This is a genomic window from Amycolatopsis sp. NPDC049868, assembly GCF_044461365.1.
Lineage (GTDB): Bacteria > Actinomycetota > Actinomycetes > Mycobacteriales > Pseudonocardiaceae > Amycolatopsis.
This window is the reverse complement of record NZ_JBITKV010000005.1, coordinates 162,679-187,133: the sequence shown is the minus strand read 5'-3', so window position 1 is coordinate 187,133 and position 24,455 is coordinate 162,679. Positions and strand designations below refer to the sequence as shown.

The following is a 24,455-nucleotide window of genomic DNA, read 5'->3' as shown; positions in this document are numbered from 1 at the left end:
CCCCGTTCTCTTGGTTTCCGTCGCGGTTCAGGCGGGAACCGACGGCTTTTCGCGGCTGACCGCGTCACGCAGCAGGGCCACGGCCACCGTGGTCCCGTCGGCGCGGATCGTGTCGGCGACCTCGATCGCCTTGGCCCGCGTCCCGGGGTCCAGTGCCGTGGTGAGCGCGGCGGACATGGCGTCGAAGCTCGGGGCCGGCCCTTCCAGGGCGACCCCGATCCCCAGCTCGGCGACCCGGTCGGAGTAGTACTGCTGGCCGACGATCGACCGCACGATGATCTGCGGGGAGCCGGCCCGGGTGGCGATATGCGTCGTACCGGTGCCGTCGTGATGGATGGAGACGGCGACCCGGCGGAACAGCTCCTGCAGGTTCACCTCGTCGACGGCGAAGCAGTCGGCCTCGTCCTCGGGCAGGTCCAAACCGGCCCAGCCACGGGAAAGGATCACGCGGTGGCCCTTCGCGCGGATCGCCTCGATGGCCACCTTCGCCGCGTCGGCGGTGCCGGACGAGCTGCCGAAACCGACGTAAACCGGCGGCGGTCCGGCGGCGAGGAACGCTTCCAGATCCGCGGGAAGGGGCCGCTCGTCGGGCAGGATCCAGGCACCGGTCTGCACGGCTTCGTGCCGCGGCTCCAGCGGAGCGAGGATCGGATCCGCTGCCAGCAAAGGCTTTTCGGTGGAGCAGTAGTCGAAGAGGTTCCGCACCGGCGCCAGGCCGATCTCGGCCCGCTTGGCGTTGAGCGCGTCGCCGAACAAGCCGTCCGCGCCCTGGTTGTACATCTCCCGCTGCGGCGCTTCGAGATGGCTCGGCAGATGGATCGGGCACAAAGCGACGTAGTAGTAAGGGATTCCGAGCTTCTCGGCCACCGACCGCACGGCGACGGCACCGGACAGCAGACCGGTCGCGACCACGACGTCGCACCCCTCGGCGACGGCGGGCATCTGGTCGAACTGAACGGCGATCCCGGCGGCCGCGAGTTCGGGGTCCCGCCCCTCGCCGTCGTTCATCCCGCGATCCGGCCGGGCGACCGGCACCAGCGGGACGTCGATCTCGGCCAGCCGCTCCGCGCTGTCCGGCGGCGCGCACACCCGCACCTCCGCACCGGATTCCTTCAACCGCGCCGCCAGCGCGACCAGCGGTTCGACATCCCCGCGTGATCCACACGCCCACAACAACACGCGCATTTCGCTTCCCCTCTACCAGGTGACCGGCAACTGATCCGGGCAGTCGATGAACGCGTTCCGGAGCTTGACGTCGTCGTTGGACACCGCCAGGCGCAGCCCGGGGAATCGCTGCCACAGTGACTGATAAGCCATCCGCAGCACCGACCGCGCGATCGCGGCGCCGATGCAGTAATGGATGCCGTGCCCGAATCCGACGTCCGAAACCGGAGCGCGCCTCGCGTCGAGGACGTTCGGGTTCGGTGTCAGCGCTTCGTCACGGTTGGCCATCAGGATCGAGCAGAGGACGTAATCCCCCGCCTTGATCAGCTGCCCGCCGACGACGACGTCCCGGAGCGCCATCCGCGGATTCGGCTGCTGCACAGGCGAGAGATACCGCAGCAATTCGTTGACGACGCGGTCCGCCTCTTCACGCCCCTCGAAGAGCATCTGCTTCTGCTCGGGGTGGTCCAGGAGCGCGAGCACTCCGAAGCCCAGCATTCCCGCGACGGTCTCGACACCGCCGAGGAGCAGCGCCGTGCACAGGCCCTTCAGCTCGTCGTCGGTGACGTTGTCCCCGTGCTCGCGCACCAGCATGCCGAGGAAACCGTCGTCGGGATCCTTGCGCTGGCGGGTGATGAGACCGAGCAGGTACTGGTTGAATGCCGCGCTGTCGGCGGCCCTCGCTTTGAATCCGCGGCTGAGGTCGACGTTGCGCCGGATGCGGCGGATGAACTCGTTGCGGTCGTCACGCGGGATGCCCAGCAGTTCACAAAGGACACCGCCGCCCACCGGATCCGCGAAAAGTCCTTGTACGTCAGCGGGTGGGCCTTCGGCCTCCACCTCGTCGAGACGCTCGTCGATGAGTTCCTGTATCGCCGGTTCCAGCCGCCGGATCCGGCGGACGGTGAACTCCGGCGTCAGCATCCGCCGCAGCCGCGTGTGCTCGGGCGGATCGTAGGTCGAGATCTGCCCGACGAACTGCGGTGCCATGGGGACGTCTTCGCCGTTGGTCGTCCGCTCGGCTTCGGCCTCGGTCAGCCGGGGGCGCGTCGTGAAGTTCTCGTGGTCGCCGAGGATCTTGCGCACGACGTCGTAACCGAGTGCCTGCCAGACATAGCCCTTGCCGAGCTGCGTGGACGCGTCACCGAGAATCCGGACCAACGGGCCCTTCTCCCGCAACGTGAACATATCCTCGTGCGGGTCGCAGTGCGTCCTCATCATGTAGTTCGCCGTCGGCTCCACGGCCGGCGCGACCTCGTCGATTGCGTGCTCCATACCGAGTGGAAGCTCCTTCATAGACCAGGAATTGCGGTCCGGCCCGGGGCCGCGCCGCAATCTTCGACCGCGATCAGGCGGGACGTCCAGCGCCGCCATGGACGGGGCGGATGCCACATTTGGAGCGCCCCCTCACCACTCGACCATCAGGCTCGTGAGCCCGTAAGCCGGTGTGGTGAGGCGGAACATGATGTCCTTCTCGGGATCCGCCAGCCTCAGGCCGGGAAAACGCTGCCACAGCAACGTGAAGACCGTGCGCAGTTCGAGACGGGCCAGCGAAGCGCCGAGACAGTGGTGGATCCCGTGTCCGAAAGCCACATGCGGCACGGGCTCCCGCGTGAGGTCGAGCCGGTCCGGATCCGGCACCAGCGCGGGGTCCCGATTCGCCATGGGGAGCGAGCAGAGGACGGTCTCGCCCTCCTTGATCACCTCGTCCCCGATGGTGACGTCCTCCATGGCCGTCCGGGGTGTCGGGGCGTACGGCACCGTGAGGTACCGGATCAGCTCGTCGACCGCCCGGTCCGCCGCCTGCCCGTCGCCCCGCACCGCGGCGAGCTGTTCGGGATGCCGCAGCAACGCCAGCACCCCCAGGCCGATCATGCCGGAGATGTTGTCGTCACCGGCCAGCATCACCTGAACGCAGAAGCCTCTCAGCTCCTCGTCGGTGGCCTCGTCACCGTGTTCGGCGACGACCGCTCCGATCAGCCCCTCGCCGGGTTCCTCGCGGTTCCTGGCGATCATCGCCAGCAGGTAGCGGGAGAACGCCTCGCCCGCGGCCGCCCGTCTCCGCTGGCTCAGCGACGCGTCGAGATGTCCGTGGCACAGCTTGAGGAACATGGCGCGATCATCACGGGGCACCCCGATCAGTTCGCACAGCACGGCTCCCGGCACCTCGTCGGCGACGAGCTCGATCACGTCGGCGGGGGAACCTTCGTCCTCCATGGCATCGAGCCGTTCCGACACGATCTGCTCGATGTACGGCTCCATGCGCCGCATCTTGCGCAGCGTGAACCCCGGCGTCAGCTTCTGCCGCATCCGGGTGTGCTCGGGCGGGTCGTAGTCCATCAGGTTGCCGACCAGCTCCTGCGGCCGGAAGATGCCCTGCCCGCCGACCTCGTCCTGCTCGTGCCACCGGCGCCGGGTGCTGAATCGCTTGTGGTCGCCCAAAACCTGGCGAACGACGGAATGTCCCGCGGCCATCCAGATGGTCTCGGCGTCCGCGCCGGTGCCCACCGTGACCTTCGACAGTGCTCCGGCGGCGCGCAGTTCGTCCGCCGGATCGAGGTCCTGCCTGCGAATGTGCAGCGGACGCGTGTCCTCACCACTCAACGGGGAGCTCCTCGATGTTGAACGGCGCGGGTTTGCCCGCCACGAACCGCAGCTCCTCCTCCGGCACCGCCAGCCGCAGCCCGGGGAACCGGCGGGCCAGGATCGGCAGCGCGACCCGGAGTTCGAGCCTGGCCAGCGGAGCGCCGACACAGTGGTGGATGCCGTGCCCGAAGGCGAGATGCCCCGGGCTGTTCTCCCGCGTGATGTCGAATTTGTCGCCGAGCGTGCGGTTGACCGCCAGCATCGAGCAGGTCAGCACGTCACCGGCGTGGATCTCGTATCCGGCGATGTTCAGATCGACCAGCGCCGTCCGCGGCGAAGGAGCCTCGACGATCGTCGGGAAGCGCAGGACCTCCTCGGTCGCGCTGTCCACGAGTTCCGGACGTTCGCGCAGCAGCGACAACTGGGCCGGGTTCGTCGCGAACAGGAGCACCGCCAGCGCCAGCTGGGCGGCCATCTGCTCGACGGCCACGATCAGGATCGCCTCGGCGAGCCCCGACAGTTCCTCGTCGCTGACCTTGTCGCCGTGTTCGCGCGCGATGAACCCGATCAGCTCGTCGCCGGGATCGCGGCGTTCGCGGGCCGCGAGTTTCTCGCAGTAGTTGACGACACCGAGGCTCGACTGGGCCCGCTGCTTGGGGATCCGGCTTTCCCGGCTGTCGCGGATCATCCGCGACAGATCGGCCTGATCGTCGCGCGGGACACCGAGGAACTCGCAGGCGATGAGCGCCGGCATGGGCCAGCCGGCGTAGCGGACGAAGTCGATCGGCGAGCCCATGCTCTCCAGATCGTCCAGGCCCTCTTCGATGATCTCTTCCACGCGGGGCCGCAACCGCTCGATCCGGCGGACGCTGAACGCCGGGGCCACCGTCCCGCGCAGGCGGGTGTGGTCGGGCGGGTCGTAGGCCTGCAGGATGCCGGGCAGATGGGCCCGGTCCGCCTCGTCGTCGACCGGCCGCATCGAGCTGAACCGGGTGGCGTCGGCGAGGATCTCGCGCACCTCGTCGTACCCGGTGACCAACCATTGCCTGCGGCCGTTCAGCCCCGTCTCCGTGTCGTACCGGTGCAAGGGGCCTTCTTTTTGCAACGCGGAGAGCTCCGGCGCCGGATCGAGCCGAATCCGCTGATGCGGCAAGGGAACTACCATGATTCTCCTCAGGTTTCCGGCGCTACCAGTCGAGCAGCAGGGCTTCCACGTCGAACGGGGGTGGTCCGAATTTGAGCTTGCGCTCAGGCTCGGCGAGCCTCAGCTTGGGAAAGCGCCTCGCCAGCGCGGGAATCGCCTCCCGGAACACCATCTCCGCCAGCGGCCTGCCGAGGCAGTGATGGATACCGTGCCCGAACGAGACATGCGGCGACTTCTCCCGCGTGATGTCGAATTCGTCCTCTCGCGCCGGGAAGTTCGCGCGGTTGGCCCCCAACAGGGAACACGTGACGGTGTCACCGGCCTTGACGAGACGGCCGCCGATCGTCACGTCCTCCTTGGCGATGCGCGGGTGGAGCTTCTCGTCGGTCGTGAGGTACCGGTTCAGCTCCTCCAGCCAGTCCGGGATGCTGTCCGGCTGTTCCCGCAGGATGTCGAACTGCTCCGGGAAATCGACCATCAGCAACGCGCCCGCCGCGAGGAACCGGGCGACCTGGTCGCCGCCCGCGCCCATGATGAACGCGGCCACCCCGGCCAGTTCCGCGTCGGTGATCTCGTCACCGTGTTCGCGCACCACGACACCGAACAGGTCGTCGCCGGGATCGCGGCGGACGCGGGCGACGGCCTTGTTCATGTACTGCATGTACTTGTTGCCCGCCGCGTTGCGCCGTTTGTCCGTCCGTTCGGTCCGGCTGGCGTGCAGGGTGCGCGACAGATCGGCCTGGTCGTCCCGCGGGATGCCGAGGAAGTCGCAGGTCGCCGTCGTGGCGACGGCCCAGCCGAACTGCGGGACGAAGTCGGCCGGACCGCCCATGTCCTCGATGGTGTCCAAGGTGTCTTCGACGATCTGCTGGACTTCCGGCCGGAAACCCTGCATGCGCCGAATGGCGAACGGCGGGGTGACCAGCCGGCGCAGGCGTGTGTGGTCCGGCGGGTCGTAGTGGGTGAGGAAACCGGGCCAGGCGATCCCGGCCGCGGTCCCGCCGTAGATCAGCCGCGCGCTGAACTTGTCCGAGCTGAGGACTTGGCGGACCTCGTCGTATCCCGTGGCGAGCCACGCCGTCCGTCGTTCACCGTCTTCCTCGGTGCCCAAGGCGGAGATGGGGCCTTCGGCCATCAGGGAAAGGAGTTCGGCCCCCGGATCGAATCGGTTCCTCCGGTGGATTTCCAAGCCCTTGACGACGTTGAGCTCCTCGAACACGGCAGTTCCTTTCGCTTCAACCGGCCGTCGCGCGCGGAAGGGATGTTCCCGGTCGGCCGGACGAGCGTCGAGTTCGTCCAACCGTCCGGATGGGAGGCGGGGGCTCAAGGGCGCTTTCCTCGCATGCGATACGGGGAAAGCGCCCTTCGCCGAGCTCGTCCAACCGTCCGCATTGAGCGGCTGGACACCTTCGCTCAGCCGTTGACTTCCGCGATCAGGCTCTTCGGCCGCAGGTCCGTCCAGTGCTCCTCGACGTAGGCGAGGCATTCCTGGCGCGATGCCTCACCGTGCACGCGGGTCCACCCGGCGGGCACCTCGGCGAACGTCGGCCAGAGAGAGTGCTGGCCCTCGTCGTTCACCAGCACGAAAAAGGAACCGTCTTCGTTGTCAAAGGGATTGCTCATCGGTTTTCCTTTCAGGCGCCCGGCCGCGGCCGGAGCTTCTCGGCGACGATGGACCCAATCTGGACCAACGCCGCGGGTTGCACCATGTCGTAATGGTTGGTCGGGATCTCGTGATGCTCGATGGCACCGCTGGTGAAGTCCTTCCACCCGGCGACGGCCTCCGACACGGGCAGGTGCGCCGGCCGGTCCTCCGAGGCGACGAAGAGCAGGATGTCGCCGTTGAACGGCGAGGCGGTGTGCTGCGGCCCGACCTTCCAGAGGTTCTTCATGACCGCTTCCAGCCGCTCCCGGGCACCCGGGCCCTGGACCATTCCGCCCGCCAGCTCCAGATCCTGCTGTTTCCGTTTCTGGAGGCCGTCTTCGTCGCGCGCGGCCTCTTCGGTCACCGTGCCGGTCGCGTTCCGTCCCATGTAGACGGGATAGGCGTCGAGCAGGGCGAGGAGGCCGAGTTCTTCCCCGTCGGCTTCGAGCATCGCGGCCATCGCCTGCGCGATCCGGCCGCCGAGCGACCAGCCGAGCAGGTGGTACGGCCCGGTCGGCTGCACGGCACGGATATGCGCGAGGTAGTCGGCCGCCATTTCCTCGACGCTCTCCGGCAGGCGTTCGGTCCGCGCGAGGCCGCGCGCCTGCACGCCGTAGACCGGCTGGTTCGCGGGGAGATGCCGCAGCAGCGGCCCGTAGTTCCAGCTCAGCCCGCCGCTCGCGTGGACGCAGAACAGCGGCGGCCGGTCGCCGCCCGCCTGCAGCGGCAACAGGATCTCGTAGTCGCCCGTCTTCACCGCGGTGCTCGTCCGGCGCCGCTCCCCCACCACGATCAGGGTCTTGGCCGGGGTTTTGCGGGCGAGCAGGCCGGTGTTCAGCATCCGGTGGCCCGGCTCGCCGAACGGGCACGGCTCACCGGACTCGCCATCGTCCACCGCCGGACCGGTGACGTAGAGATCGCCGACGACACCCGGGGCGACCGGCCGCCGCTGTGCGTCGAGCACGAGCGCGCCGAGCGGACCCAGTTCCGCGACCACCGAAGGCACGTCTCCGGCCCACCGCGCCGGCGCGATCGCCGGACGGCCGCGTTCGGTCTCGTCGAGGAAGAGATCCAGCTCGCTGATCCGCCGCTGGGGATCCTCCGCGACCTGCTCCAGGACGTGGACCAGCCGCCGCGCCACCGATTCCGCGGTCGCCTCGTCGAAGAGGTCGGCGGCGTAGGAAAGAGTGCCGCCGAGGCCGTCCTCGTCGTCGTCCTCGTCGAGCCGCTCGGTGAGCTTGAACGCGAGATCCAGTTCCGTGGCCTCGGTGCCGCCGGGTTCGACACTGGTGCGCAGGGCGGGCAGTTCGGCCGCGTCCCACGCGCCGATGTCCTCCTCGTCGACCTCCAGCCCCACCTGGAACACGGGGTGGCGGGACAGCGAGGCAGGCAGGTCCAGCAGGTCGACGATCCGCTCGAACGGCACGTCCAGCTGCTGACGCGCGCCTCGGACGGCCTCCTGCACCCGCGTGACGACTTCGAGGAAGGTCGGGTCACCGGAGAGATCCGTGCGCAGGGCGAGCGGCCGGGCGAACGGCCCGATCATCGGTTCGAGGTCGATGAGGTCCTCGTCCCGTGCCAGCTTCGTCCCGATCACCAGGTCTTCGCCCGCGCCGAACCTGCTCAGCAGCATGGCGAGCCCGGCGTGCACGACGTGGATCGTGTCCGCGCCGAGCCGTTCCACCGCTTTCGTCAGCCGGTCGTACGGTTCGGCGCCCAGCCGCAGCTCGACCGTGCCCGCCTTGCGCGACGGGACGGCCGGACGCGGCCGGTCGAACGGGAGCACCGTCTCGCCTTCGATCCCGGTGAGGGTGTCCCGCCAGAAGACGACCTGCTCGTTGATCAGGCTGCCCTGTTCCTGTTCGTCCGCGAGCAGCCGCTGTTCCCAGATCGCGTAGTCGGCGAACTGCAGCGCCAGCGGCGCGCGCTCCGGGACTCGCCCCGAACGCCGTGCGCCGTACGCGGCCGCCAGGTCGCGGAAGAACACGTCGAGCGAGTCGTCGTCGGCGAGGATCCGGTGCAGCCGCAGATGCAGCACGTGTTCCTTCTCCGCGAGCGCGAAAAGGTCGCAGCGCCAAGGCACTTCACTGGTGAGGTCGAAGACCGACGCGCGCAGTCCGGCGAGCAGGCCGGGAAGCTCCTCCTCGGTGGCGGGCACCGGGGACAGCTCGATGGCCGCGGGCTCGTGGACCAGCTGCCGGACGTTCTGCGCGTCGCCGGGGAAGGTCGTGCGCAGTACCTCGTGCCGGGCGGCGATGTCGCCGAGTGCCGCCCCCAGTGCGGACACGTCCAGCCTGCCGCGCAGGCGCAACGCGACCGAGATGTGCAGACCGGCGGTCTCCTCGCCGGGGCTGGCCAGCAGCCAGGCGCGCAGCTGCCGTGCGGTGAGCGGAACCCGCTCGGGCCGCTCGGCCGGTTCCAGCGCGGGCCGCGACTTCGCGGCGAGCGCCCTGGCGACACCGGCGGGCGTCGGCGAGGAGAACAGCTGCCGGATGGGCAGATCCACGCCGATCACCTCGCGGATCCGTGCGATGAGCCGCATCGCCAGCGCCGAACTACCGCCGAGGTCGTGGAAGGCGTCGTCGACACCCACGTTGTCGACGCCGAGGATCTCCGAAAACAGCTCGCAGAGCACCTTCTCGGATTCGCTCTCGGGCGCCTTCTCCGACGCGCGGCCCGCGAGATCCGGTGCGGGCAGTGCCCGGCGGTCCACCTTGCCGTTGGGAGTGACCGGAAGGCCGGGCAGCGCGACGACCGCCATCGGGACCATGTACGCGGGCAGCACCAGACCCATCTGCCGCTTGATCTCCTCCGGACCGGCGTCGCCGCCGTCGGAGACGAAATATCCGACCAGCCGTTTCTCACCCGGCTGGTCCTCGCGCGCCATGACAACGGCCTCGACCACGCCCGGCTGGGCGGCCAGCACGGATTCGACCTCGCCCAGTTCGACGCGGTAGCCGCGGATCTTCACCTGGTCGTCGGCGCGTTCGAGGAACACCACCTCGCCGCCGCGGGTCCAGCGGGCTAGGTCGCCGGTGCGGTACATGCGCTCGCCCGGAAGGAACGGGCACGCCACGAACCGCTCGGACGTCAGGCCCGGGCTGTCGAGATATCCGCGCGCCAGCCCCGTTCCCGCGATGTACAGCTCGCCTGCTACACCAGGGGCGACCGGCCGCAGGAAAGCGTCGAGAATGTAGATCCTGCGGTTGGTCATCGGGTGGCCGATCGGCAGTTCCCGGTCGACGACGTCGCCGGGTTCGATCGGAAGCCACGTCGCGCACAACGTGGTTTCGGTCGGCCCATAGGTGTTGCGCACCCGCAGGTTCGGCTGGGCCCGTCGCAGGTTCTCCACGGACTGCGCGGGCACGATGTCCCCGCCGGTACCGATTTCGACCAGACCGTCGAAGCATTCCGGCGAAGTCTCAGCCAGCGCACGGAAGGTCCCGGCGGTGAGGTGGACGTAGTTCGCGCCGCGGGCGACCGCCTGCCGCACCCCGGCCGCGTCCAGCACGCCCGGCTCGGTGAGCAGGACACGCGCACCGGTCGAAAGCGGCACCCACATCGCGTACAGCGAGGGGTCGAAGACGTGCGTCGCGTGCATCAGCACGCCGTCGCCGGGGCCGATCTGCCAGCCCTGGTCGCCCGCCAGTCCTGCCACACCGCCGTGCGGAATGCCGACGCCCTTGGGCAGACCGGTGGACCCGGAGGTGTACATGACGTACGCCAGGTCATCCGCGCTCGGCCTGAATTCCGTTGCCGTGCCGGCGAAAGCGTCGATGGCGGCGCGCGTCTCCGGCGCGTCGAGGACGATCGCGTCCGTCGGCGCGACCCCGCTGGTGGCCTGGGTGCACACGACGACCGAGACCCCGGAGTCTTCGAGGATGAACGCGATCCGCTCGGCCGGGTACTCGACGTCCACCGGGACGTACGCGGCGCCCGCCTTCCAGATCGCCAGGAACGTGATCAGCAGATCGGGCGACCGTTCCATGGCCACCCCCACGCGGTCGCCGCGGCCGACGCCACGGGCGGCCAGGTGCGCGGCCAGCCGGTTCGAGGCCTGATCGAGGGCGGCGTAGGTCAGATCCGCCCCGTCGGCGTCGGTGATCGCCACCGCCTCGGGCGCCTCCGCCACCCGCCGGGCGAACAGCTCGACGACGGATTCGCCGGGAACCGGCCCCTCGGTCGCGTTGAATTCGTCCACCACGAGGGCGCGCTCGGCCTCGCTCAGCAGCGTCAACCGGCCGACGAGGATGCCGGGTTCGGCGACCAGCCGCTCCAGCACGCGGGCCAGCGCGCCGACGACCGATCCGGCGACCTTTTCGTCGAACAGGCCGCGGTCGTAGTCGAGGATGAGCGGCATCCGCTCGCCGGGACCGGTGACCAGGGTGAACGGATAGTGCGACGAGTTGCGCCCGCGTTTGACCGGACGCAGCGTCAGGCCGTCGTGTGCCTGGCCGAGCCCCTTGCGGGGGAAGTTCTCGTAGATGACGAGCGTGTCGAAGACCGCGCCGGGCCCGACCACGGCCTGCACGTCCTGCAGGCCGAGATGCTGGTGGGCCATGAGCGCCGACTGGTCGCGCTGCAGTTCCGCGAACAGGTCGACCGCGCGCCGGGCACCGTCGAGCCGCACGCGCACCGGCAAGGTGTTGAGCAGCTGGCCGACCATCGATTCGACACCCGCCAATTCGGCGGGGCGGCCCGACGCGGTCGCGCCGAACACGACCTCGGTCCGGCCGGCGAGCTGCGACAGCACGACGGCCCACGCGCCCTGCACGACGGTGTTCAGCGTGAGGTCGTGTCCGCGCGCCAGATTCGCCAGCCCGTCGGTCAGTTCCGTGGACAGCTCGACGATCGCGGTGTCGATCTCCGGCACCCGGCCGGGATCGGCGGGCGCGACCGCGGTGGGCGTGTCGATCCCGGCGAACTCCTCACGCCAGGCCGCACGGGCGATTTCCTTGTCCTGCTTGCCGAGCCAGGCGAGATAGTCCCGATAGGACACCGTGGGCGGCAGCCCGGACGCGTCCCCGCCCGCCGCGTAGATCGCGGCGAGCTCGCGGTGGATGATCGGCATCGACCAGCCGTCGGTCAGCACGTGGTGCAGCGTGTGCACGAGCCGGTGGCGGTCCGGGCCGAGCCGGATCAGGTGCAGCTTCATCAGCGGCGCCACCTCGATGCGGAGCCGCTCGGCCAGCTCGTCCGCGGCCAGCCGGTCCACTTCGCTTTCGAGGATCTCCTCGGGCAGCCCGGTGAGATCCGTTTCGCGCCAAGGGATCTGCGCGTCCCGGGTGATGACCTGCACCATCTGCGCGCCACTGACGTACCGGAAACAGGCCCGCAGCGCGGCGTGCCGGTCGACCAGCGCCTGCCACGTCGCCCTCAGCAGCGCGGCGTCCAGCGGGCCGTCGATACCGTAGACGGTCTGCACGGTGTACGTGTCCGGCCCGTCGTCGTCGAGCGCGGTGTGATAGAGCATTCCCTCCTGCAGCGGGGAAAGAGGCCAGACGTCCTCCACGCTGGAACGCGGTTTCGCGCGAGTGTCGTCAACGGTCACGATCTGCTCCTTGGTGAGTGGGTGAACTCGCGTTCGCGTGGTGCGGTTTGGGCGATCTCGCGTGCTTGGAGGCGGGACTCACGTGATCAGAGGCGGAACTCGCGTGATCGGGGCCGCGCACGTGAGTTCCGGCCCCAAACACGTGAGTGCGGTGTCCAAGCACGTGAGTGCGGTACTTGATCACGAGAACCCGGCCTCGAGTTGGTCCAGCTGGTCAGGGGAAAGCGCGAGGAGCGAACCCCCGGCGGGCTCCGGTTCCGGGGTGCTCTCGCCTTCGGCCGGGATCTCCTTGACGAGCGTCGCCAGCCGTTCCGGTGTCTTCTCTTCGAACACCTGCCACGGGCTCAGTTCCAGCCCTTCCCGGCGGGCGCGGGCCGACAGCTGCATCGAGATGATCGAGTCGCCGCCGAGTTCGAAGAAGCTGTCGTCGGGCCCGACCTGCTCCAGGCCGAGCACCTCCGCGAACAGGTCGCACAGCCTCGCCTCCATGGCCGTGCGCGGGTCGCGTCCGGAGGACATGCCGGAGAAGTCGGGCGCCTGCAGCGCCCGGTGGTCGAGCTTGCCGTTCGGGGTGAGCGGCATCTTCTCCAGCGCCACGAACGCCGCGGGCATCATGTACTCCGGCAAGCGTTGCGCCGCCATCTCGCGCAGCACCGACGTCAGCGAGCCGTCGGCGTCGTCCGAGGGCACGACGTAAGCCACCAGCCGTTTGTCGCCCGGCCCGTCCCGGTGCACGGCGACCGCCGCCTGGGCGACGCCCGGATGTTCGGCCAGCACGTTCTCGATCTCCGCGGGTTCGACCCGGTAGCCACGCACCTTGACCTGCGCGTCGACCCGGCCGACGAAGATCAGCTCGCCGTCGGGAGCCCAGCGGAACCGGTCGCCGGAGCGGTACATGCGCTCGCCAGGGGTGAACGGGTCGGCGACGAACCGTTCCGACGTCAGGCCCGGCCGCCCCAGATACCCGCGGGCGAGTCCGGCACCGGCGATGTACAGCTCGCCCGCGACACCCGGCGGCACCGGCTGCAGGTACGCGTCGAGGATGTAGTGCTTCACGTTCCGGATCGGGCCGCCGAGCGGGACCACCTCGTGTCCCGGCGACAACGGGGCGCTCATGGTCGAGCAGATCGTCGTCTCGGTGGGGCCGTAGGCGTTGATGAACCGGCGGCCCGGCGACCAGCGGTCGACCAGCGCGGGTGTGCACACCTCGCCGCCGGTCAGCACGCCGCGCAGCGTGTCCGGCAGATCCTCCTCGACCGCCAGCACACTCGGCGACACCGTGAGATGCGTGATCCCCCAGCGCCGCAGCGCGTCGCCGAGCGTCACCCGCGGCGGCATGGTCTCCGCGTCGGCCAGCACGAGGGTCGCGCCGGCCAGCAGGGACATGTACAGCTCGGAAACGATCGCGTCGAAGCCGATCGCGGACAGCTGAAGAACCCGTGAGGACGACGTCACACCAAGGCGTTCGATATGCGCCGTCGCCAGGTTCCCGAGCCCGGAGTGGGTGACCATGACACCCTTCGGCACCCCCGTCGACCCCGACGTGTAAATCACGTACGCCGCGTCGGTCGGCTTCACCGGCGGCAGGACGACAGCCGGATCCGCGGCCGGAAGTTCTTCCAGCATCAGGATTTCGCCGTCGAACGTCGGCGGCACGACCGCCCGCGTGGCCGCGGTGCACACCAGCACCCGCGGCGCCGAACTCGTCAGCATCAGCTCGATGCGCTCGGCCGGATAGTCCGGGTCGACCGGTACGAACGCCCCGCCGGAGAACGACACGGCCATCATGGTCACCACGAGTTCGGCCGATCGCTCGACCAGGACACCGACCCTGGTCTCCCGCCGGACGCCCAGCCCGGCGAGCAACCGCGCCAGCGTCTCGACCTCGCCGATCAGCCCGCCGAAGGTCAAAGTCCGCTTCGCGTCCTCGATCGCCACCGCGTCGCGTGATTTCTCCACCTGACGGCGGAACAACACCGGAAGGGCTTCGGGCTCGAACGGCACCTCGGTCCGGTTCCACTCGTCGATCACCAGGCGACGCTGCTCCGGCCCGATCAGGGCGACCCGCCCGACCGGCACCCGAGGTTCGGTCACGACCTGGTCGAGCGCCTGGATGATCGAGGCGACGATCTCCTCGATCCGCGTCCGGTCGAACACGTCCGGCCGGTAGATCACCTCTCCGTGGACACCGCCGCCTTCGGAAGCGCGGATGGACAACGGATAGTGACCGGTGTCGTCCGGGATCCCCGCCGGGCGCAACGCGAGGACGTCGGGATCGTCGGACGGCGGGGGCGGCGGCGGGTAGTTCTCGAACACCACGATCGTGTCGAAGGCCGCGCCGGGACCGGCGAGCTGGTTGATCTCGGTCAGTCCGACGTGCTGATGCGGCATCAGCGCGACCTGACGTTCCTGCAGATCCGCCAGCATCTCCAGGAACGGCCGGTCGCCGGTGAGCCGGGCACGGACCGGCAGCATGTTCATGAACAGGCCGACCGCGGATTCGACACCGGGGATCTCGATCGGTCGTCCGGCCACCGTGGTCCCGAAGACGACGTCCTCGCGTCCGGTCAGCCTGGCCAGCAGAAGTGCCCAGACACCTTGGAAAAGCGTGTTCGTGGTGACGCCGTGCCGCCGCGTGAACTCCATCAGGCGGGCGCTGAGCCCGGCGTCGAGTTCGAAGCGGACGCGGTCCGGTTCGATGGGCACGGCGATCGTGTCCGGCGGCACCACGTGGGTCGCCTCGTCGAGCCCGGCGAGTTCGGTCCGCCACGCCTCCTTCGCGGCCGCCTTGTCCTGGCGGGAAAGCCAGGCGAGGTACTCCCGGTACGACGTCGGCACGGGCAGCGTCCGGCCGTCACCGCCGGCTTCGTACGCCGCCATCACCTCGCCGAGGAAGACCGGAAGCGACCAGCCGTCGGCCGAGATGTGGTGCGACCGGAGCACCAGCCGGTGCCTGCGGTCGCCGAACCGCACCAGGTGCAGGTGCAGCAGCGGTGCCTTCGCCAGGTCGAACCGCTCGGCGTGGGACTCCGCCGCGAGCCGCTCGAACTCGGCCAGCGCCTCGGCCTCGGGCAGCCGGGACAGGTCGGTTTCCTTCCACGGCACCGGAACGTCGCGGACGACGGCCTGGACGGCCGTGCCGGAGCCGAGCCGGTGGAAGCCCGCCCGCAGCGCGGGATGCCGGTCGAGCAGGGTCTGCCACGACGCGCGGAACCGGGCGACGTCGAGCGGCCCGTCGAGGATGATGTCGCGGATACCGGCGTAGACGTCCGGGCCGCGCTCGTCGACCGCGTGGAACAGCAACCCTTCCTGCAGCGGGGAAAGCGGCCAGATGTCGTGCAGGCTCGGGACGAGGGCCTCGACGTCCGCCACTTCCCGCTGCGTCAGCTCGATGAGCGGGAAATCGGACGGCGTGTGTCCTCCCGCGCCGCTTTCGGCGTGGATCGCGAGCCCGGTCAGCATGTCGAGCCACGCCTTGCCGAGCGATTCCGCGTCGGCTTCCGTGAGCAGCCGCTCCGCCCAGGTGACGGTCAGGGTGAACTCGGGTCCGCCGGCACCGTCGAGCACCACCGCGTCGATTTCGACGGCGTGCCGCAGCGGCAGGTCGTCCTCCGCCGTGCCGCCGATGGTCCCGGCCAGCTGCCAGGGTTCCGCGTCGCCGTCAGGCCGGGGCGAGAACCGGCCGAGGTAGTTGAACCCGATCTCCGGGGACGGCAGTGCCGCGAGGACCTTCCCGGCTTCGTCGTCGAGATACCGAAGCATCCCGTAGCCGAGCCCGCCGTCGGGGACCGCGCGCACGTTTTCCTTGACCTGCTTCACCAACTGGCCAGGAGTGTCCGCCCCGGAGGTGTCCAACCTCAGCGGATGGACATCGGTGAACCAGCCGAGCGTCCGCGACAGATCCATCCCGTCGAGCGGCTGACGGCCGTGGCCTTCGACGTCCACCACGACGGCGGTCCCGCCGCGCCAGTGGGTGACCGCACCGGCGAGGGTGGCCAGCAGCACCTCGTGGATGCCGCAGTGGAAGGCCGACGTCGCCTTCTCCGCGAGCACGCTCGCGCGCTCCCGCGGCAAGGTCCACGAACGGCGACCCGAGGTCGCGATGGTGTCGCGCTCGGGGTCGAGTTCGCCGACCCGCGCCTGTGCGCCGTCGAGGATTCCCTTCCACAGCTCCAATTCCCCGGTCCGCGACGCCGCCTGATCGGCCAGCGTCCGCGCCCAGCGCCGGAACGAGACGGGCGGCGGGTCGAGCACCGGTTCCTCGCACGCCGCTTGCAAATCGGCGAGCAGGACCCGCCACGACACGACGTCGACCGCGAGGTGGTGGGCGGCCAGCACGAGCCGCCCCTTGGCTCCCGCATCCACCCAGACGGCCTGGAACATCACACCCGCGACGGGATCGAGCCGTCCGGCGGCCTCGTGCGCGTGGCGCTCCGCGATCTCGTCGAGGTCGCCGTCTCCGGCTTCGACTCGCCGCAGCAATGCGGCGGCGTCGACGGTTCCCCGCTCGGCCACGACCAGACCGGAGTCGATCACCCGGCTCCGCAGCAGGTCGTGCGTGTCGATCACCGAACGCAGACCGGCCTTCAGCACCGTCTCCGTCAGGTCGCCGGGCACACCCGCGGTCACCCACTGCGCCAGCGCGCCCCGGGACATCGCGCCGGGATCGCGTTCGAGCAGCGCCCGCACGACCGGGGTCCACGGCACCTCGCCGACGCCGTCGGCGACCTCGGCCTGCCGCACACCGCGTCCGGCGACCGCCGCGATCCCCGCGGGCGTCTTCTGCTCGAAGACCTGCTTGGCACCGAAGACGTAGTCCTCGCGCCGGGCGCGGGCGGCCAGCCGCATCGAGAGGATCGAGTCGCCGCCCAGTTCGAAGAAGCTGTCGTCCGCGCCGACCCGGTCCACTCCGAGGATCTCGGCGAACAGATCGGTCAGCACGCGTTCGGCTTCGGTCCGCGGCTCGCGACCGGCGGGCTTCCCGGCGAACTCGGGTGCGGGCAGGGCGGCGCGGTCGATCTTCCCGTTGAGGGTCAACGGGAAGGTGTCCAGCACGAGCACCACCGCGGGCACCATGAACGCCGGCAGCCGCTCCGCCAGCCGCGCGCGGACCGCGTCGGCGTCCAGTTCCGATTCCGCGGTGACGTAGGCGATCAGCCGCTTCTCACCGGGACGTTCCTCACGGGCCACCACGACGGCCTGCGCGACCTCGGGCAGCGCGGTCAGCGCCACCTCGATCTCGCCCGGTTCGACGCGGTAGCCCCGGATCTTCACCTGGGAGTCGGCCCGGCCGCCGAACAGCAACTCGCCGTCCTCGGTCCAGCGCGCGAGGTCGCCGGTGCGGTACATACGCTCCCCGGCCGCGAACGGGTTCGCGACGAAGCGCTGCGCCGTCGCGTTCGGAGCGCCCAGATAGCCGTGTGCCAGACCGGCACCGGCGAGGTACAGCTCGCCGGTCACCCCCGGCGCCACCGGCTGCAGGAACGCGTCGAGCACGTACGCCCGCCGTCCGGCCAGCGGCCCGCCGATCGGCAGGACCTCGCCCGTTTCGGCACCCGGTTCGAGGACGAGCCAGGTGGCGCACAGGGTGATTTCGGTGGGGCCGTAAAGCTGCCGGAACCGGACATCCGGGCAGGCGCGGCGCATCCGCTCCACGGAGGCGAGAGGTACCGCGTCACCGCCGGTCAGGATCTCCCGCAGTCCGGTGAAGGATTCCGGCGCTTCCTCGGCCACCACGCGGAAGGTCCCGGCCGTCAGGTGAATGGTCGTGACGCCGCTTTCGACCGCTTCCCGCACCCGCTGCGCGTCGACCGCGCCCGGTTCCGCCACCACGACGGTGGCCCCGCTCACCAGCGGCACCCAGATCTCGGCCAGTGACGCGTCGAAAGCGTGGGAAGCGTGCAGCAGCACGCGATCCCCGGGCCCCTGCGACCAGCCCGGGTCGCCTGCCAGCGCCGCGACACTGCCGTGCGGCACCGCGACACCCTTGGGCACGCCGGTCGATCCCGACGTGTACATCACGTAGGCCGTGTCGTGCGCGCCGACGGTGACGGACGGCGCCGCGTGCTCCGTCGCGCCCATGACGACCGGCTCGATCCCCTCCGGCACCGTGTCGCGGCTCGCCGCCACGCAGATCGCCAGCGCCGCACCGGAATCGGCCAGCATCCGCTCGATCCGCTCGGCCGGATAGTCCACGTTCACCGGAACCTGTGCCGCACCGGCCTTCCAGACCGCGAGCAGCGCGACGAGCAGATCCGCGCCGCGTTCCATCACGACACCGACGCGGTCACCGCGCCGTACACCCCGCGCGGCCAGGTACCCGGCCAGCCCATCGGATTCCCGGTCGAGTTCGGCGTAGGACAGCGTGCGGTCCCCGTCGACGACCGCCACCGCGTCCGGCGACTCCCCGGCCCGCCGCCGGAACAGCTCCGGCACCGTGGTCCCGGACGTCGCCTCGCCCGTCGCGTTCCACCGCTCCACCACGGAAGCACGCGCCGGTTCGCTCGTCACGCCGAGACGCCCCACGGGAAGCGAGGCCTCCGCCGGCACTCGTTCCAGCACCCGCACGACCTGCCTGGCGACCTCGGCCGCCGTACCCGCCTCGATCCGGTCGGGCCGGTAGGCCACGCGGATCTGCAGGGTCTTGCCGGGCGAAACGCTCATGGTCAGCGGATAGCCGGTGCCGGTCCTGGTCACGACCGAGCTGATCGAGACGCCGCCGTCGTCGCCGAGACCGTCGGCGTCGTGCGGGTAGTTCTCGATCATCACGATGGTGTCGAAGACCGCGCCCGCCCCCGCCGCGCGCTGCACCTGCGACAGCCCCAGATACTGGTGCTCGGTCAACGCCGACTGGCGGGCCTGCAGGTCCTGGAGCATTTCCAGCACCGGCAGATCGCCGTCGAGGCGCACGCGGACCGGGACGGTGTTGATGAACATCCCCACCATCTGTTCCACGTCCGGCACGTCCGCCGGACGGCCGGAGACGACCGTCCCGAACACGACGTCCGTCCGGCTCGCGAGCCGCGACAGCACCAGCGCCCACGCGCCCTGCACGATCGTGCTCAGTGTCAGGCCGTGACCGCGGGCGAAACCGGTGAGGGCCCGCGTCGCCGCCTCGGGCAGCCATTCCGCGTGCTCCCCCGGGACGACCATCGCCTTGTCCGCGTCGGCGTCCACCACGGTCGGCTCGTCGGAACCGGCGAGTTCGGCCAGCCACGCCGCCCGCGTCGCCTGCTCGTCCTGACGACTCAGCCAGCTCAGATAGTCCCGATAGGACGGTGACTTCGACGGACCGCGCCCGCCCGCGTACGCGATCGACACCTCGCCCAGGACGAGCGGAGTGGACCAGCCGTCCAGGAGAACGTGGTGCGACGTCAGCACGAACCGGTGCCGCACGGGGCTCAGCTTGATCAGCATCAGCCGGAGCAGCGGCGCCTTGGTCACGTCGAACCGCTCGGCCTGGTCCTCGGCGAGCAGCCGCTCGATTTCCGCGGCCGCGTCCGCCTCCCCGACATGCGACAGATCGACCGTGCGCCAAGGGATCTCGGCCTCGGCGGCGACGACCTGCACCGGTTCGCCGGACCCCAGCTGGTGGAAGCCCGTCCGGAGCGAATCGTGCCGGGCGACCACCTGATTCCACGCGGCGCGCAGCCGGTCCGCGTCGAGCGGTCCGTCGAGGTCCAGGATCCGCTGGCTCTGGTAGACGTCGACGCCGTCGTCGGCGACGGCCCGTTCGAAGAGCATGCCTTCCTGGAGCGGCGAAAGCGGCCAGATGTCGGTCAGGCCCGGCGTCGCGGCTTCCAGCTCCGTCACGTCCCGCTGCGCCAGCTCGACGAGAGCGAAGTCGGACGGCGTGTGCCCGCCCGCGGCGGGATCGCCCGCGAGCGCGTTCAGTGCCGCCAGCCAGGCCTCGCCGAGGCGTTCCACCGTGGCGGGGTCGACATCCCGGCCGTCGATGGCGAGCCCGAGCCGCGGCCCGTCCGGCGTGTCCTGCACTTCGGCGCCGACCTCGACGGGATGGGCCAGGATCATGTCCGGCCCACCGCCGAGCGGCCCTTCGCCCGCCGGCTGCCACGCACGGTCCTTGGCCGACAGGCTGGTGCGGCCGAGGTAGTTGAAGCCGATCTGCGCGGACGGCAGCTCCGCCAGCCTGGCGCCGGTTTCGGGGTTGAGGTAGCGCAGCAGCCCGTAGCCGAGCCCGTCGCCGGGGACGGCGCGGATCTGTTCCTTGGCGGTTTTCAGCAAGTTCCCCGTCGAGACGTCGAAGCGGACCGGGTGCACGCTGGTGAACCAGCCCACCGTGCGCAACAGGTCTTCGCCGTCGGCGGCCTCCCGGCCGTGGCCTTCGACGTCCACCAAGAGTGCGCCGCCGGATCCGCGCAGCCGCGTCGCCGCGCCCGCGAGACCCGCCAGGAGGACGTCCTGGATCCCGCAGTGGAAGGCGTTCGGCAGCCGGGTCAGCAGGTCGTTCGCCACGGCGCCGGACAGCGTCGCGGACCACGAGTGCGTCTTCCCGGCGCTCAGCTCCACGGCCGGTTCCGCCCCGTCGAGGAGAGCGATCCAGCGTTCGGTTTCGGCCACGGTGCGCTCGTCGCGGGCCTGCTCGGCCAGCCGCCGGGCCCAGTGCCGGTACGACGTCGTCACGGGTTCGAGCGCGGCGTCTTCGTAGGCCGAGCGCAGATCCGGCAGCAGGATTCCCCACGAGACCGCGTCGACGGCCAGGTGATGCGCCACCAGCGCCAGCCTGCCCTGCCCGGATTCCGGATCGTCGATCCACACCGCGCGCAGCATGGTCCCGGCCGCCGGGTCCAGCGTGGCCGTCGCCGCCCGGACCTCGCGTTCGGCGGTCTCGTCCAGGCTCCGGGACTCGACGCGCGTCACCAGCGCGGCCGCGTCCACCGCACCCGGCCCGGGCACGATCAGCCGCCCCGATTCCACCCGCGCCCGCAGCAGATCGTGGGTGTCCAGCACCGCCTGCAGGGCCTTCACCAGCGCGTCCTTGGCGAATCCTGCCGGGGTGACGAGGACCCTCGCCTGCGCGAAGCCGGGCCGCACGGCGTTCTCCCCGAGGGCGAGCATCACCGGCGTCATCGGGATCTCACCGACTCCGGAGTCCACTGTGGAGGGTGCGGCCTGGGTTTCCTTGGCCAGGGCCGCCAGCCGCTCGGGGGTCCGGTGCTCGAACACCAGCCGCGGCGTCAGGGAGATCCCCTCGCGCCGGGCGCGGGCGGCCACCTGCATCGACGAGATCGAGTCTCCGCCCAGCTCGAAGAAGCTGTCCTCGACGCCGACCCGCTCCAGCCCGAGGACGTCGGCGAACACTCCACAAAGGACTCGTTCGTCCTCGGTCGAGGGCTCCCGGCCCGCCGCCTTCGAAGAGAAGTCCGGTTCGGGCAGCGCCTGCCGGTCCACCTTCCCGTTGACGGTCAACGGCAATTCGTCCAGCACCAGCATCGCGGCCGGGATCATGAACTCGGGCAGCGTCTCGGCCAGTGTGCCGCTCAGCCGCGCCGGGTCGAGATCCTGCCCCGCTTCGGGCACGGCGTACCCGATCAGCTGCTCACCACGGGCGATCACCACGGCCTGGGCGACACCGGGCAGGCGGGCGAGCGCCACCTCGATCTCCCCGGGCTCCACGCGGTAGCCGCGGATCTTCACCTGGTCGTCGGCGCGGCCGGCGAACGCCAGCGTGCCCTTCTCCGTCCAGTACGCCAGGTCCCCGGTCCGGTACATGCGCTCGCCCGGCGCGAACGGATCCGCGACGAACCGCTCGGCCGTCAGCGTCGAACGGCCCAGATAGCCTTGCGCCACACCGGCTCCGGCGACGTACAGCTCCCCCGGCAGGCCCTGGGGAACCGGCCGCAGGAACGCGTCGAGGACGTAGACCCGGCGTCCCGCGAGCGGACGGCCGATGGGCAGCACCGCGCCCATCTCGTCGCCGGGTTCGAGCAGCCACCACGTCGCGCACAGCGTGGCCTCGGTAGGCCCGTAGAGATGCCGCACCCGCACGTCCGGGCACGTCCGCCGCACGCGCTCGACCGCGGCAGGCGGCACCGCGTCGCCACCGGTCAGCACCTCGCGCAGCCCGGCGACCGACTCCGGCGCTTCCTCGGCCAGCACCCGGAAACTCCCGGCGGTCAGGTGAGCGGCCGTGACACCGTCCGCCACGTAACCGGCCAGCGCCTCGCCGTCCACCACCCCGGATCCGGCGAGCACCAGCCGCGCGCCCGACAGCAGCGGCACCCACATCTCGAAAAGCGAGATGTCGAAAGCGTGCGAGGCGTGCATCAGCACGGCGTCTTCGGGACCGACGTCCCAGCCGGGCTCGCCGACCAGTGCCGCGACGTTGCCGTGCGACACCGCGACACCCTTCGGCGTCCCCGTCGACCCCGACGTGTACATCACGTACGCGACATCGTCGGCAGTAGCGCCGATCGACAGCCGCGCGGACTCCGCGACCGCTCGCCGGATCTCCGGATCGTCGAGGACGATCGGGGCGAGACCGCCGTCGAGGACGGCGTCCCGGTGCGCTTCCGTGCACACCACCGCCGCCGGTTCCGCGTCCGCCAGCATGAACTTCACGCGTTCCGCCGGATACGCGGGGTCGAGCGGGATGTACGCCGCTCCCGCCTTCCACACCGCGAGCAGGGTCGCGATGAGGTCGGGCGACCGGTCCATCACGACGGCGACCCGATCGCCGCGCCGGACTCCCTTGCCGCTCAGGTACCCGGCGAGCCGCTCGGCGCGCCCGGCCAGCTCTCCGTACGACAGCGTCTCGTCACCGGCGACGACGGCCACCGCGTCGCGGCGGCTTTCGGTCTGCCGGACGAACAGGTCCGGTGCCAGGACGTCCGGCCGCGCCTCGGCCGACGTGCCCCAGCGACCGACCGTTTCGCGCTCGGCCTCGCTGGTGACCTCGACATCGGCGACGGTGAGATCACGCGTCAGCTGACGCAGCACGCCGGTGAACCGCCCGACGATGGCGAGCGCGGCCGCCTCGTCGAAGAGGTCCGTGAGGTAGTCGAGTTTGACGAGCATCGACTCGCCGGGGACGGCGACCAGCGTCAGCGGATAGTGGGCCGCTTCCTGGCCCTGGTTCACGCGAATACCGAAGGGAGCGGCGGACTCCGGCCCGCCGAGCTCGCGCGGGAAGTTCTCGAAGACGATCATCGTGTCGAAGCTCGCGCCGGGACCGGCCGCCTGCTGGATGTCCGCCAGCCCGACGAACTGGTCGGGAATGAGCGCCGACTGCCGCTTCTGGAGCTCCGCCAGCATCTCGACGACCGGCGCCTGGCCACGCAGCCGCGCGCGCACCGGGACGGTGTTGAGGAACAGCCCCACCATTCCTTCCACCCCGGGCAGATCCGGCGGGCGCGCCGAGACCACCGCGCCGAACACGACGTCCGTGCGGCCGGTCAGCTGGGCCAGCACCAGCGCCCACGCGCCCTGCACCACCGTGTTCAGCGTGAGTCCGTTGCCGCGGGCCAGTTCCTCCAGCGAGCGGGTGAGCTCCGCGGGCAGTTCGACCGTCACGCTCTCGGGAATTCCGGGCGCCCGTCCCGGATCGGCGGGCGCGACCAGCGTCTGCGACTCGAGGTCGCCCAGTTCCTTCGTCCAGGCCGAGAGCGCCTTCGTCTTGTCCTGGCGGCTCAGCCACGCGAGATATTCGCGGTACGGCGTGACTTCGGGCAGCTCCGCCGCCGCGTACAGCGCCGACAACTCGTCGAACACGATGGGCAGGGACCAGGCGTCCATGATCGCGTGATGGCAGGTCACCACGAGGCGATGGCTGTCGTCGCCGAGCCGGATCAAGGTCAGCCGCAGCAACGGCGCCGTCGCGAGGTCGAACCGCTTCGTCCGGTCCTCTTCGGCCAGCTCGTGCACGGCGGCTTCGGGCTCTTCGAGATGGGACAGGTCGACCTCGCGCCACGGCAGCTCGACCCGCCTGGCGATGATCTGCACGGTCTCACCGGTTTTGCGCTGCCGGAAACAGGCCCGCAGTGAAGCGTGCCTGGCCAGCAGCGCCTCCCACGCCGCGCGCAGCCTCGCCGCGTCCACCGGCCCGTCCAGCTCCAGGACCCAATGTCCAATGTAGACGTCGAGCCCCTCACCGTCGTAGACCGCGTGGAAGACCAGCCCTGCCTGCAACGGCGACAGCGGCCAGATGTCCTCGATCCGCGACTGAGCCATCAATATCTCCCTCGATCAGCGAAGTCCTTCGGCGAATCCCGTCCTGCGCGAAGTCGAAGAGCCGACGTCGAACGCGGCATGTCCCCCCGCAGAATCGTCGCCCGAAGGGTCGGCACGGACAACATGTCCAACGGGCCGCGTTTTCCTGCAAGCGGTGTGGGGGGGGTGACAAAAGT

At 70.4% G+C, this 24,455-nt stretch carries 8 protein-coding genes; all 8 read right to left on the bottom strand.

The features are described 5' to 3' along the window. Positions 1-27 precede the first annotated feature (27 nt). The 8 genes from ACIBTM_RS22600 to ACIBTM_RS22565 all read right to left on the bottom strand — a co-directional run bounded on the left by ACIBTM_RS22600 (position 28) and on the right by ACIBTM_RS22565 (position 24,279). Positions 28-1,185 (bottom strand): glycosyltransferase, encoded by a 1,158-nt coding sequence (locus ACIBTM_RS22600; protein ID WP_395879046.1) that lies wholly within the window; start codon positions 1,183-1,185, stop codon positions 28-30. Between the two features lie 12 nt (positions 1,186-1,197). Continuing rightward, entirely contained in the window at positions 1,198-2,439 is a 1,242-nt protein-coding gene (locus tag ACIBTM_RS22595) for a cytochrome P450 (RefSeq protein WP_395879045.1), read from the bottom strand. Positions 2,440-2,571: 132 nt separating this feature from the next. Beyond that, positions 2,572-3,768 (bottom strand): cytochrome P450, encoded by a 1,197-nt coding sequence (locus tag ACIBTM_RS22590; protein ID WP_395879044.1) that lies wholly within the window; start codon positions 3,766-3,768, stop codon positions 2,572-2,574. Next, positions 3,758-4,915 carry a cytochrome P450 gene (locus ACIBTM_RS22585; RefSeq protein ID WP_395879042.1) on the bottom strand — a complete coding sequence of 386 codons (1,158 nt, stop codon included), beginning with the start codon at positions 4,913-4,915 and terminating at the stop codon, positions 3,758-3,760. Before ACIBTM_RS22585 ends, ACIBTM_RS22590 begins: the two co-directional genes overlap by 11 nt. 22 nt (positions 4,916-4,937) lie before the next feature. After that, a complete protein-coding gene (locus ACIBTM_RS22580; RefSeq protein ID WP_395879041.1) occupies positions 4,938-6,113 on the bottom strand; it encodes a cytochrome P450 in 1,176 nt (391 codons plus the stop codon). 194 nt (positions 6,114-6,307) lie between these two features. Beyond that, the gene (locus ACIBTM_RS22575; protein ID WP_395879040.1) at positions 6,308-6,517 is read right to left on the bottom strand and encodes an MbtH family protein; all 210 of its coding nucleotides are present in this window, start codon (positions 6,515-6,517) and stop codon (positions 6,308-6,310) included. 11 nt (positions 6,518-6,528) lie between these two features. Next, positions 6,529-12,090, bottom strand: coding sequence for an amino acid adenylation domain-containing protein (locus ACIBTM_RS22570; RefSeq protein WP_395879039.1), 5,562 nt, complete (start codon positions 12,088-12,090; stop codon positions 6,529-6,531). Between the two features lie 180 nt (positions 12,091-12,270). Beyond that, the gene (locus ACIBTM_RS22565) at positions 12,271-24,279 is read right to left on the bottom strand and encodes an amino acid adenylation domain-containing protein (protein WP_395879038.1); all 12,009 of its coding nucleotides are present in this window, start codon (positions 24,277-24,279) and stop codon (positions 12,271-12,273) included. Between the last annotated feature and the right edge of the window lie 176 nt (positions 24,280-24,455).

Excerpts from the sequence above, each read along its gene's own strand:
- ACIBTM_RS22600 (WP_395879046.1), bottom strand. The coding sequence starts at position 1,185 with ATGCGCGTGTTGTTGTGGGCGTGTGGATCACGCGGGGATGTCGAACCG.
- ACIBTM_RS22595 (WP_395879045.1), bottom strand. The coding sequence starts at position 2,439 with ATGGAGCACGCAATCGACGAGGTCGCGCCGGCCGTGGAGCCGACGGCG.
- ACIBTM_RS22585 (WP_395879042.1), bottom strand. The coding sequence starts at position 4,915 with ATGGTAGTTCCCTTGCCGCATCAGCGGATTCGGCTCGATCCGGCGCCG.
- ACIBTM_RS22575 (WP_395879040.1), bottom strand. The coding sequence starts at position 6,517 with ATGAGCAATCCCTTTGACAACGAAGACGGTTCCTTTTTCGTGCTGGTG.
- ACIBTM_RS22565 (WP_395879038.1), bottom strand. The coding sequence starts at position 24,279 with ATGGCTCAGTCGCGGATCGAGGACATCTGGCCGCTGTCGCCGTTGCAG.